This window comes from Streptomyces sp. NPDC050703 (assembly GCF_040654435.1).
Classification (GTDB): domain Bacteria; phylum Actinomycetota; class Actinomycetes; order Streptomycetales; family Streptomycetaceae; genus Streptomyces.
Map to the genome: position 1 here is coordinate 151,339 of NZ_JBFAHX010000004.1, position 12,195 is coordinate 163,533.

A 12,195-nucleotide genomic window follows, 5' to 3' on the forward strand; every position below is an offset into this window, starting at 1 on the left:
GTCGGCTCAGTCTTCTCTCGGTCTCGATGTGGGTAGCGACTACCAGCGGTAGTGCGCGAAGGCCTTGTTGGACTCGGCCATCTTGTGGGTGTCCTCGCGCTTCTTCACAGCGGCACCGAGGCCGTTGGAGGCGTCGAGGAGCTCGTTGAGCAGACGCTCGGTCATGGTCTTCTCGCGACGGGCGCGGGAGTAACCCACCAGCCAGCGCAGGGCCAGCGTGTTGGCACGACCGGGCTTGACCTCGATCGGAACCTGGTAGGTCGCACCACCGACGCGGCGGGACTTGACCTCAAGGGTCGGCTTGATGTTCTCAAGCGCGCGCTTCAGCGTGATGACCGGGTCGTTGCCGGTCTTCTCGCGCAGGCCCTCCATGGCGCCGTACACGATGCGCTCGGCGGTGGAGCGCTTGCCGTTCAGCAGCACCTTGTTGATGAGGGAGGTCACCAGAGGAGAACCGTAGACCGGGTCGATGATGACCGGGCGCTTCGGGGCGGGGCCCTTACGAGGCATTCTTACTTCTCCTTCTTGGCGCCGTAGCGGCTGCGGGCCTGCTTGCGGTTCTTGACACCCTGGGTGTCAAGGGAGCCGCGGATGATCTTGTAGCGAACACCAGGCAGGTCCTTCACACGGCCACCACGCACGAGCACGATGGAGTGCTCCTGCAGGTTGTGTCCCTCACCCGGAATGTAGGCCGTGACCTCGATCCCGGAGGTCAGACGCACACGCGCGACCTTACGGAGGGCCGAGTTCGGCTTCTTCGGGGTGGTCGTGAACACACGCGTGCAGACGCCACGGCGCTGGGGCGAACCCTCGAGTGCGGGCGTCTTGTTCTTCTCGACCTTGTCCTGCCGGCCCTTACGGACCAGCTGCTGGATCGTAGGCACTACTTCTCCGGTTTCTGTGTGCCGAATAGTAAAGCTAACCTGGAACGTCGCCGACCCACGCGGTCGGGTGTGTCGAATCCTGCTGACTCCCGCCGCAAGGCGGAAAGGGGCGCGGATTGCGGTGGCCGTATTGACGGACTCGCGATGCGGTTGAGGACACGCGCACGAGCCCAGGCACACCCCAGGCACAAGGTCTGAGCGTACCTACCTCATCGAGTTCGGTCAAAACAAATGCGGTGGGGGGAGACACGCCGGGCTTTTCGGGTCCCGAGCGGCCCTCTTCGGCCAGAGCGACCGATTGTCGCCCGTTCGCCGCACGGTTGCCTCCAGTACGTTGACTGGTTGCGGGCTCGACGCATCGGCGCACGTGAACACGGGGGCAGCGGCATGACCGGGGGGCAGGGACACGCAGGGCGGGACGACGGCCTGGACGACCGGGTGCCGTTCCTCGCACGGCTGGAGAGGGACGACCGCACCGCACTGCTCGCCATCGGCCGCCCCCTCCACTATCCCGTACGCGAGGTCATCCTGCGCCAGGAGGAACCGTCGAGCCACGTCCTCCTGCTCCTGCGGGGCTGGACCAAGGTCACGGCGACCGCCGCCAACGGTTACGAGGCCCTTCTCGCCCTGCGGGGCCCCGGCGACATCGTCGGCGAGGGCTCGGCCCTGAGCGGCCGTGGCCGTGCGGCGACCGTGACGGCGCTGGAACAGGTCGAGGCGGTCGCCATCGACCAAGGGCGCTTCACCCGGTTCCTCTCCGGCAACCCGCCGGTGGCCCTCAAACTCCTCGGTCTGGCGACCGACCGGCAGCGCTCGACCGACCGACGGCGACTGGAGTGGGCGGCACTGGCCGTGCGCGAGCGGCTCGCCGTCCTGCTGCTCGACCTCATACGCACCCACGGCACCCGGACCGACGAAGGCATCGAACTCATGGTCGCCCTCAGTCAACAGGAGTTCGCGGGCTCGGTCGGCGCCTCCCGTGAGGCGGTGGCCCGGCTCCTCAAGGAGCTGCGCGACCGCCGGATCGTCGTCACGAGCCGCCGCCGCATCGTCGTCGTCCGGCCCGACGTCCTGCGCCGCATCGCACGCTCCGAACAACCGGATCTCTGACGCCTCACGGTAGGCCGCCCCAGGCCGCTTCTATGCACACGGTCACAGTTCGAGTGCGTCGTCCGCCCTCTCGGCCCCGGCCGCTCGTGGCCAAGCTGCTGCCTGGCACGACTCCCCACTCGAGAGGTGGCCATGACCGATCCCGTGAGCCGGACAATCCTTCTCCTCGACATCGAGGAGTACAGCGACCGAGACGACGTCGAACAGGCGTACCTGCGGCGCATGCTCTACACCATCACCGACCGTGTCCTGGAGAGCTGCGGAATCGACGAGACCCTTCGGCTGCGTGCAGACCGCGGCGACTCCGTGATGGAGCTGATCGATGCCGGCGCCTCTGTGACGGCGCTGCTGCGGGCCCTGCTGGCCGAGACGCCGACGGAGTTGCGGGCCGTGAACCGGATGGCTTCGCAGTCCGCGCAGATCAGGCTGCGGGCCGTACTCGCCACGGGCTACGTCGCCGTCGACGAGCTCGACGGATGGGTCGGGGCCGACCTCAACCATGCCTGTCGGCTCCTCGACGCCGACGTACTGCGCGGGGCGCTGCGCGAGCGTCCGGACGACTTCGCGCTGTGCGTCTCGGAAAGCGTGCACCACGGCATCGTCCAGCACGGATACCGGGGCATCCCCAAGGACGCGTTCCACCCCGTCACGGTGGAGAGCAAGAACGGGCCACTGAGGGCCTGGCTGCACGGCCCGACGCCCAGAGGCGTACCGCGGCACACCGAGGTCCCCGGCACCCGGGAGCAGGAGGACCGCACGGCGACGGCACCCGGGCCACGTACCAGGACCGTGCCTCCCGCGCCCCTCGACCTCAGCAATGCCTCCTTCGGCGGCAGCTACGTAGCCGGCGATCAGCACGGTGTGTCCGGCAACGGCACGGTCCACGGGGACGTACACCTCGGAGGTGGCGGCGCGGCCGGAACCGGTGACCGGGAATGAACGCGGGCGAACCGGGCCCCCGGCAACAGGCGGGCGGCGACAGAGACGCCCCCGAGAGCCCCCAGCAGCCGAGCCCCGAGGCGGTGGACGCCGAGGACGAGAAGGGCGAGCTGGATCAGGATCAACCACAGGACGCGTGGTCCGCCCGCCGGGACCTGATCGACCACAGTCCCAAAGCGATGGGCGTCGGCGACAACGCGCGCTTCGGCGGCAGCCTGGTCGCGGGTGACCAGCACGGCGTGAGCGGTGGTCTGGTCGCGGGCGACGTGATTATGGGAAGCAAGACGGAGATCTACCACTTCGGTGTCTCCGCAACGAGTCACGGCTCCGGAGAAGTGCCGCAGTCGACACTGGAGCGCCTCGCCCCGTACTTCGTCGCCGACGAGCCCCTCTTCGAGAGCCTTCTGGAGCGACTCCGCACGGAGCGGGTCCTCGTGCTCTCAGGCCCGCATTTCAGCGGCCGCCGAACCGTCGCGCTGATGCTCCTCCACCGCCTGGGCGTCTCCCCCATCCGCGCCCTCGTCCGCGACACCACACCCGCGCAGCTTGTCCAGCAGCTCAGCGACGACCAGCGACCGGCCAAGGGGTACGTGCTGTGCGACCTGACCACGCACCGCGACCAGCCGCTCAGGGAACCGCACCTTCTCGCCGCCCGCGGTCAGCTCGAAGGCGTCGACGCGTACTTGGTGATCACAGTCGGCCCCCTGGCCACCCTGGAGGACATCGCCGCCGTCGAGTGGAAACCGCCGAGCCCCGGCGACGTACTCATGCGTCACCTGCGCGCGCTGACCGACCGGGACACCACGGACAGGCTGCTCGCGCTGCCCGCCGTCGCCACGTTCCTGGAACGCGGCCATCAGCTGCGCGAGGTGGCGGCCTTCGCCAAGCACCTCAAGCGGTACGCCGACGGAGAGGTGGCGGAAGAGACGGTCGGGACGTTCTCGCTGGCCACACTCGAGAACCAGGTCCAGGAGTGGTTCGACGAGAACGAAGAGCTGATCCCGCTGCGGGACAAAGCGTTCCTCATCGCGCTGGCCGCCTTCGACGGAGGCCCTTACGCCCTCACGGCGGAGCTCAGCGACCTGCTGTACGCCTTCCTTCAGAGGACCGCCAACTCCGCCCTGCAACCGGAGGTCCCCGTCTTCGGCACCCACATCGGCAAGCGCCTCCAGCTCGCCCGTGCCCGGTGGTATCCGGAGGAGGAGAACACGGAGTGGGGACCGGTCACACAGTCCAAGGCCGCCTTCCTCGACGACCGGGTCTCACTGGTGCTGCTGCGCGAGGTGTGGACAGGACACCCATCGGCCAGGCCCGCTCTCGTCCACTGGCTCCAGCGGCTCGCCGGTGACGGAAGGCCTCTGGTGCGCACCCGCGCGGCATCCACCGTCGCCGTCCTCGCGTACGCGGATCTGCCCTCCACCATGGCACTGATCATCGAGCCGTGGGCCACGTCCCATCTGTTCCGTCACCGTCTCGTCGCGGTCAACTCCCTGACGCTCGCGCACCTCCTGGAAGCACCCAACATCCCGAGCATCCTCGACTCCTGGTGCGAGAGCGAGGACCAGGCGCTGCGGTGGGTGGCCATCCGCGCCTACGGCCTGATCGGCGCAGAGCGGCCGGACCAGACCCTCGCAGCGCTGCGGAGCGCCGTCCGCAAGGAGTACGCGGCCGTCGACGAGGACGGCAATGAGCGAGACATCGACGAGCGGATGGTGCGGCAGCTCGCGCAGTCCGTGGAACTACTGCTGCTCTCCCCGGTCGGAGACCGGGTCCTCACCGAACTGCTGCGCAGGCTGGACCAGGACCGGGCCGTGCGCGATCTCGCCCTGCGCGGATTCCTCAGCGCGTGCGCGCGACGGGACGGTGACGTGCGGTACGGACGGCCGCTGGTCCTCGACTGGTACGCGATGTCGGCGGCAGACGGAGCCCGCGCGGCCGGCGGGATCGCGCATCTCTGGCGCTCGGCGCTCGACGATCGCGGTCACACCAGGAACGCCCTGGAGGAACTGTGCGCCTGGGTTCGTGCGGCCGACCACGACCCGTCGACGGAGCGGGCGCTTGCCGGCCTGCTCCCGGCCCTGGTCACCACCGCCTCCGAACACCGGCGCCTCAGCCACCTCCTGCGCACCCTGCACGGCGAGGACGGCGCTCCCCCGCCTGCCGTCGCGGCCCGGCTGCTGGCCGTCCTGCCGCCGCGCCATTGACCCATTGGCACACCATCACATCCGCACGCCCCTTCGAGGAGGCAAGCGCCATGCCCGACTTCCGCCAGCCACCGGACTGGCAGCAACCGGCCGACCGGCACACACCACTGGTCGACCCCGTCATCACCGTACGGCAGCTCTCACGGTTCGGATTCGCCCGCAAGTCGCTGACCCGCATCGACCACGCCCTGGTCTTCTCGACCTCCCGGGGCGGGTACGAGTCCTATCTGCCGCCTCTCCGCCCGAGCCGCGGCGAGGTGGCGGCGAAACGCTACACATCCGTGTACGAAGTGGACATGGGCGTCCACTCGTACGAGGCCGTGGTCTCGCTGCCCAGCGACAACGACGCCTTCGAGTTCGCCGCCGAGATCGACCTGTCATGGCAGGTCACCGACCCCGCCGCGTTCGTCAGGAGCGGCCATCGGGACGTACCGGCCCTGCTGCTCGGTGAACTGCAACAGGCCGCGCGGCCCCACACGCGCCGGTTCGCCATCCACGACAGCGCGACCGCCGAGCGGCAGCTGCTGCACCTGCTCTCCGGCCTGGCGCCACCCGGCACGGCCGCCGGCCTGCAGGTGATCTGGACGCTGCGGCTCCGCCGCGACCAGCAGGAGATCGAACATCAGCGGCGGCTCCAGTCCATCGATCACCGCGCCGCCGAGCAGATACGCACGGAGCAGCAGGGCGCGGAGTACGACATCGAACTCGACCGGCGTTCCCGCCGGCAGGACGCGCTCCAGATGAGGCGGGCCACGGAGTACGGACGGCTCGACCATGAACTCGCGCTCCAGCGCCAGGCGTGGCAGCAGGAACAGAACCGACTGCGGAACCACCACGAGGCGGAACTCAGGAAACTCGAGGCGGAGAAGATCGCGTTCTACCAGGAGTACCTGGAACAAGGAGGTGTGGTGGCCTGGGCCATGCATCTCGCGGGCAATCCCCAGGATTCACGGCTCGTCGTCAACAGCATGCGTGAGGACCGGCTCCGCCTGGTCCTCGCAGAGGTGGAGCTGGCGAAGGAACTCCTGGGCGGCGACAGCGCCGAGGACTACGAACTGGAGGGACCCAAACGACGAGCCCTCGACTTCATGTACGAAATCTTCAACCAGCACGTCGAGGGACTGTCCCAGGGCCGGGCGCCGACACAGCCGTCGACGACTCCCCCGCCTCCGGAAGAAGGATTCACCCCCTCCGGCTCGCACCGGGACCTGCCGCGATCGGCGCACCGGGACGAGGGACCGACGGCAGAGCCCCCTGCTCACCGGGGGTCCTCCCCGGCCGAACACACCGAAGCCTTCCCCGGCTGGCGACCGCCCTCCGGCTACGACGGCTCGACGCCCGCACCGCCACCGCGGACACCACGTCGGCCGAACGGCGAAGAGCATGCGGACCAAGCCCCGTGAGGGCCACGAACCCGCGGCCGACGGCACCGCGGCCTGCCCCGGCCCCCGACCCCGGAACCGGCGTCGCCGAGCGGCTGCTCGCGGACCTGCGAGTCGAGATCGCCCGCGCGGACTCGAAAGCAGCCGTTCTCGTGGCGGCTCTCGGAGTGGCGGCCGGAGTCTTCAGCAGCCTCCTGGCCAGGCACGGATGGAGCCCGGCCGCGCTCTCCGTGCCCGGCAGCTCGACGTGGTGGTCCGGGGTCCTCGCACTCGCCGTGGCGCTCCTGTCGATGCTCATGGCTGTGTTGCCCCGGTACGACAGCACGCGCACCGGATGGTCCCCCGGTGCACCCCTGTCGTATTTCGGTGACATTCAACGAGCCGCCCGTAGCGGCCACCTGGCGCAAGCGCTGGCCGAAACCGAACAGGCACCCCTGCTCGGCACCCTCACCGCCCTGACCGAGACCAGTCGCATCGCCCTGCGCAAGCACCAGTGGATGCGCGTGGGCCTGATCGCCTTCGCCGCGAGCGCGCTGCTGCTCCCCGGCTCCCTGCTCATCGGCTGACATCCCTTCTCGGAGGCTGACCATGAACCGACCGACCGATCCCCCGGATCCCGACCCGTCCGACGACGTCACGCGGCAGTCGGCCGCCGAGGAAACCGCGGAGCCGCGGGCACCTGCCGCCGACGATCTCGACTACCGGCACCGCAACGGCCGCGTTCACTACGCCGCTCACCAGCGCCGAGTCGATGCGACGGCACTCGGCCAGCTGGTTCTGCACCTGCCGGGCACGTTCCTGAGCCTGCTGGTGATTCTGCTGATCTCCGGCGGACTCGACGTCTGGCTGGGGCTTCCGCTCTGGGTGCCGCCGCTGGTCTGGCTGGCATCCGGGGCTCTGCTCTTTCACCGCCCGACCGAGGACTTCCTCGCACGCCATCTCCTGCGCCTGCAGCGCCCCATGCCGGACGAGTACGCGCGCCTCGACCCCGTGTGGCGCGAGGTGACCGCCCGCGCGGGCGTCGACGGCCGGGCCTACGAGCTGTGGATCGAGGACAGCAATGGCCTCAACGCGTACGCCGCCGCAGGCCATATCGTCGGTGTCACCCGGTTCGCCCTGGACCACCTGCCGAGCTCCCAGCTCGCCGCGGTCCTCGCCCACGAGCTGGGGCACCACACCGGAGGGCACGTCTGGACGTCGTTGCTCGGCCACTGGTACGCGCTGCCGGGCCGGGCGGCCTGGTACGTCATCCGGCTGATCGTCGTCTTCGCGATAGCCCTCACCAGCTCCTTCTCCTGGCTGGCCACCGCCGCACTGAGCCTTGTGATCGTCTTCCTGACGTACTCGACGATCACTCATCTCTACGGTCTGCCGCTCGTGCTGCTCGTCACGCCGTACCTCATCGCGGCCGTGGGGCGTCGAGCCGAGTTGCGAGCCGACCAGCACGCCGCGGCTTTGGGCTTCGGTCCGATGCTGGCGCAAGTGCTCGTGGCGATGCACACGGCCGAGACCGAAGCCGGCCCCCGCCCCCTGGCTGCCGCGGGAGCCGGGCCCGACGCCCCGGGCATGCTCGCCCGGCTCCTCTCCACACACCCCGATTACCCGACCCGGCTGCACCGCCTCAGGCCGTACCTGGATCCGCGCCGATAGGGGGAAGGAACGCCGAAGGGCGCCCGCCCCCCCAAGGAGGCAAGCGCCCTTCAACTCAAACGACTCGCTTACTGGTTGTAAGGCCCGTAGTCGTAGTCCTCCAGCGGCACAGCCTGACCCGACCCCGTCCCGAAGGGCGAGTAGTCGATGTCGTCGTAGCCGACGGCCGAGTACATCGCGGCCTTGGCCTCCTCGGTCGGCTCCACCCGGATGTTGCGGTAGCGGGAGAGCCCCGTACCGGCCGGGATGAGCTTACCGATGATGACGTTCTCCTTGAGGCCGATGAGACTGTCGGACTTGGCGTTGATCGCCGCGTCCGTCAGGACTCGGGTCGTCTCCTGGAAGGAGGCGGCCGACAGCCAGGATTCCGTCGCCAGCGAGGCCTTGGTGATACCCATCAGCTGCGGACGGCCGGAGGCCGGGTGGCCGCCTTCCGTCACGACGCGACGGTTCTCGGTCTCGAACTTCGAGCGCTCGACCAGCTCGCCCGGCAGCAGCTCCGCGTCGCCGGACTCGATGATCGTCACGCGGCGCAGCATCTGCCGGATGATGATCTCGATGTGCTTGTCGTGGATCGACACGCCCTGCGAGTTGTAGACCTTCTGGACCTCGCCGACCAGGTGGACCTGGACCGCGCGCTGACCGAGGATGCGCAGCACGTCGTGCGGGTTGGTGGCACCGAAGGTGAGCTTCTGGCCCACCTCGACGTGGTCACCCTCGCGCACCAGGACCTTGGCACGCTTCGAGATCGGGAACGCCGTCTCGTCGCTGCCGTCGTCCGGGGTGACGACGATCTTCTTGGTCTTCTCGGTCTCCTCGATGCGGACACGGCCCGCGGCCTCGGAGATCGGGGCGACACCCTTCGGCGTACGAGCCTCGAAGAGCTCGACGACACGGGGCAGACCCTGGGTGATGTCGTCACCGGCCACACCACCGGTGTGGAAGGTACGCATCGTCAGCTGCGTGCCGGGCTCACCGATGGACTGGGCGGCGATGATGCCGACCGCCTCACCGATGTCGACCAGCTTGCCGGTGGCGAGCGAACGGCCGTAGCAGAAGGCACAGGTGCCGACCGCGGACTCACAGGTCAGGACCGAGCGGGTCTTGACCTCCTCGACGCCGTTGGCGACCAGGGCGTCGATGAGGACGTCACCGAGGTCGACGTTGGCCGGCGCGATGACCTTGCCGTCGATGACGACGTCCTCGGCCAGCATGCGGGCGTAGACCGAGGTCTCGACGTTCTCCGTCTTGCGGAGCACACCGTCCTCGCCCTTGACCGCGATCTTGAGCTTCAGACCGCGCTCGGTGCCACAGTCCTCCTCGCGAATGATGACGTCCTGCGAGACGTCGACCAGACGACGGGTGAGGTAACCGGAGTCGGCGGTACGGAGAGCCGTGTCCGCCAGACCCTTACGGGCACCGTGCGTGGAGATGAAGTACTCGAGAACGGTCAGGCCCTCACGGAACGAGGCCTTGATCGGACGCGGGATGGTCTCGTTCTTCGCGTTCGACACCAGACCACGCATACCCGCGATCTGACGCATCTGCATCATGTTTCCTCGGGCACCCGAGTCGACCATCATGAAGATGGGGTTCGTCTTCGGGAAGTTCGCGTTCATCGCCTCGGCGACCTCGTTGGTCGCCTTGGTCCAGATCGCGATGAGCTCCTGCGTGCGCTCGTCCTTGGTGATCAGACCGCGCTCGTACTGCTTCTGGACCTTCTCGTCCTGGGCCTCGTAGCCCGCGACGATCTCCTTCTTGGCCTCGGGGACCACGACGTCGGAGATGGCCACGGTGACGCCGGAACGGGTCGCCCAGTAGAAGCCGGCCGCCTTCAGGTTGTCGAGCGTCGCCGCCACGATGACCTTGGGGTAGCGCTCGGCGAGGTCGTTGACGATCTCGGAGAGCTGCTTCTTGCCGACCGAGTAGTCGACGAAGGGGTAGTCCTCGGGCAGCAGCTCGTTGAAGAGCGCGCGGCCCAGCGACGTACGCAGCCGGAAGCTGTCGCCCGGCTGGTAGGCACGCTCGTCGCCGAAGTCCTCGCCCTCGGCGCTCACCGGCGGGGTCCAGCCGCGCGGCGGGATGGTGCCCACCGGGAAGCGGATGTCGACGGTCGACTGGAGAGCGAGCTCGCCGGCGTCGAACGCCATCATCGCCTCGGCGGTGGAACCGAACGCGCGGCCCTCGCCCTTGGTGTCCCGCAGCTCACCGTCGGTGGTGAGGAAGAACAGACCGAGGACCATGTCCTGGGTCGGCATCGTCACCGGACGGCCGTCGGCGGGCTTGAGGATGTTGTTCGAGGACAGCATCAGGATGCGGGCCTCGGCCTGCGCCTCCGCGGAGAGCGGCAGGTGCACGGCCATCTGGTCACCGTCGAAGTCCGCGTTGAACGCGGTGCAGACGAGCGGGTGGATCTGGATGGCCTTGCCCTCGACCAGCTGCGGCTCGAAGGCCTGGATGCCGAGGCGGTGCAGCGTGGGCGCACGGTTCAGCAGGACCGGGTGCTCGGCGATGACCTCTTCGAGGACGTCGTACACGACCGTGCGGCCGCGCTCGACCATCCGCTTGGCGCTCTTGATGTTCTGCGCGTGGTTCAGGTCGACCAGGCGCTTCATCACGAACGGCTTGAAGAGCTCCAGCGCCATGGCCTTCGGCAGACCGCACTGGTGCAGCTTCAGCTGCGGACCGACGACGATCACGGAACGCGCGGAGTAGTCCACACGCTTGCCGAGAAGGTTCTGACGGAAGCGGCCCTGCTTGCCCTTGAGCATGTCGGACAGCGACTTCAGCGGACGGTTGCCGGGGCCCGTCACCGGGCGGCCACGACGGCCGTTGTCGAAGAGCGCGTCGACGGCCTCCTGGAGCATGCGCTTCTCGTTGTTCACGATGATCTCGGGCGCGCCGAGGTCGAGAAGCCGCTTCAGGCGGTTGTTGCGGTTGATCACACGGCGGTACAGGTCGTTCAGGTCGGAGGTCGCGAAGCGGCCACCGTCCAGCTGCACCATCGGACGCAGGTCCGGCGGGATGACCGGCACGCAGTCCAGAACCATGCCCTTGGGGCTGTTCGACGTCTGGAGGAACGCCGAGACGACCTTCAGGCGCTTGAGCGCACGGGTCTTCTTCTGGCCCTTGCCGGTACGGATGATCTCGCGGAGGCGCTCGGCCTCCTCGTCGAGGTCGAAGGACTCCAGGCGCTTCTGCAGGGCAGCGGCACCCATGGAGCCGTCGAAGTACGTGCCGAAGCGGTCACGCAGCTCGCGGTAGAGCAGCTCGTCGCCCTCCAGGTCCTGGACCTTGAGGTTCTTGAAGCGGTTCCACACCTCGTCGAGACGGTCGATCTCGCGCTGCGCACGGTCGCGCAGCTGCTTCATCTCACGCTCGGCGCCCTCGCGCACCTTGCGGCGCACGTCCGCCTTGGCGCCCTCGGCCTCCAGCTCGGCCAGGTCGGTCTCGAGCTTCTTGGCGCGGGCCTCCAGGTCGGAGTCGCGGCGGTTCTCGATCTGCTGGCGCTCCACGGAGACGTGCGCCTCCAGGGAGGGCAGGTCGCGCGTACGGCGCTCCTCGTCCACGAACGTGATCATGTACGCCGCGAAGTAGATGACCTTCTCAAGGTCCTTCGGGGCGAGGTCGAGGAGGTAGCCGAGGCGCGACGGGACGCCCTTGAAGTACCAGATGTGCGTGACGGGGGCGGCCAGCTCAATGTGGCCCATCCGCTCACGGCGCACCTTGGCGCGGGTGACCTCTACGCCACAGCGCTCACAGATGATGCCCTTGAAGCGGACACGCTTGTACTTGCCGCAGTAGCACTCCCAGTCCCGGGTCGGACCGAAGATCTTCTCGCAGAAGAGTCCGTCCTTCTCGGGCTTCAGGGTGCGGTAGTTGATGGTCTCCGGCTTCTTGACCTCGCCGTGGGACCACTGTCGGATGTCGTCCGCGGTGGCAAGGCCGATCCGCAGCTCGTCGAAGAAGTTGACGTCGAGCACTTTGTCGTCAATCCCTCTTTCGGGGTCGAGTCTCAATCATGGT

The 12,195-nt window shown here is 68.4% G+C and carries 9 protein-coding genes; 6 read left to right on the top strand and 3 right to left on the bottom strand.

The features are described from left to right. Positions 1–39: 39 nt before the first annotated feature. Complete coding sequence (gene rpsG / locus AB0I16_RS05490; protein WP_003974303.1) at positions 40–510, bottom strand: 30S ribosomal protein S7; 471 nt, start codon at positions 508–510, stop codon at positions 40–42. A gap of 2 nt (positions 511–512) precedes the next feature. Beyond that, a complete protein-coding gene (rpsL, locus tag AB0I16_RS05495) occupies positions 513–884 on the bottom strand; it encodes a 30S ribosomal protein S12 (protein ID WP_003948652.1) in 372 nt (123 codons plus the stop codon). Positions 885–1,271: 387 nt separating this feature from the next. Here rpsL and AB0I16_RS05500 point away from each other — a divergent pair, with 387 nt between their 5' ends. The 6 genes from AB0I16_RS05500 (at position 1,272) to AB0I16_RS05525 (ending at position 8,169) form a co-directional block, all read left to right on the top strand. Further along, positions 1,272–1,994 carry a Crp/Fnr family transcriptional regulator gene (locus AB0I16_RS05500; protein ID WP_363247998.1) on the top strand — a complete coding sequence of 241 codons (723 nt, stop codon included), beginning with the start codon at positions 1,272–1,274 and terminating at the stop codon, positions 1,992–1,994. Between the two features lie 132 nt (positions 1,995–2,126). After that, positions 2,127–2,933, top strand: coding sequence for a hypothetical protein (locus AB0I16_RS05505; protein ID WP_363247999.1), 807 nt, complete (start codon positions 2,127–2,129; stop codon positions 2,931–2,933). Beyond that, on the top strand, positions 2,930–5,137 hold the full coding sequence (locus AB0I16_RS05510; protein WP_363248000.1) for a hypothetical protein: 2,208 nt from the start codon (positions 2,930–2,932) through the stop codon (positions 5,135–5,137). The genes AB0I16_RS05505 and AB0I16_RS05510 overlap by 4 nt, the downstream gene beginning before the upstream one ends. Positions 5,138–5,187: 50 nt before the next feature. Continuing rightward, positions 5,188–6,540, top strand: coding sequence for a hypothetical protein (locus AB0I16_RS05515; RefSeq protein WP_363248001.1), 1,353 nt, complete (start codon positions 5,188–5,190; stop codon positions 6,538–6,540). After that, complete coding sequence (locus AB0I16_RS05520; RefSeq protein WP_363248002.1) at positions 6,537–7,085, top strand: Pycsar system effector family protein; 549 nt, start codon at positions 6,537–6,539, stop codon at positions 7,083–7,085. The genes AB0I16_RS05515 and AB0I16_RS05520 overlap by 4 nt, the downstream gene beginning before the upstream one ends. A gap of 22 nt (positions 7,086–7,107) precedes the next feature. Next, positions 7,108–8,169 (top strand): M48 family metalloprotease, encoded by a 1,062-nt coding sequence (locus AB0I16_RS05525; RefSeq protein WP_363248003.1) that lies wholly within the window; start codon positions 7,108–7,110, stop codon positions 8,167–8,169. Positions 8,170–8,237: 68 nt separating this feature from the next. Here AB0I16_RS05525 and AB0I16_RS05530 read toward each other — a convergent pair whose 3' ends face one another. Then, positions 8,238–12,152, bottom strand: a complete 3,915-nt coding sequence (locus tag AB0I16_RS05530; RefSeq protein ID WP_062780306.1) for a DNA-directed RNA polymerase subunit beta' — start codon at positions 12,150–12,152, stop codon at positions 8,238–8,240. Between the last annotated feature and the right edge of the window lie 43 nt (positions 12,153–12,195).

Excerpts from the sequence above, each read along its gene's own strand:
- rpsG (WP_003974303.1), bottom strand. The coding sequence starts at position 510 with ATGCCTCGTAAGGGCCCCGCCCCGAAGCGCCCGGTCATCATCGACCCG.
- AB0I16_RS05525 (WP_363248003.1), top strand. The coding sequence starts at position 7,108 with ATGAACCGACCGACCGATCCCCCGGATCCCGACCCGTCCGACGACGTC.
- AB0I16_RS05505 (WP_363247999.1), top strand. The coding sequence starts at position 2,127 with ATGACCGATCCCGTGAGCCGGACAATCCTTCTCCTCGACATCGAGGAG.
- AB0I16_RS05500 (WP_363247998.1), top strand. The coding sequence starts at position 1,272 with ATGACCGGGGGGCAGGGACACGCAGGGCGGGACGACGGCCTGGACGAC.
- AB0I16_RS05510 (WP_363248000.1), top strand. The coding sequence starts at position 2,930 with ATGAACGCGGGCGAACCGGGCCCCCGGCAACAGGCGGGCGGCGACAGA.
- AB0I16_RS05515 (WP_363248001.1), top strand. The coding sequence starts at position 5,188 with ATGCCCGACTTCCGCCAGCCACCGGACTGGCAGCAACCGGCCGACCGG.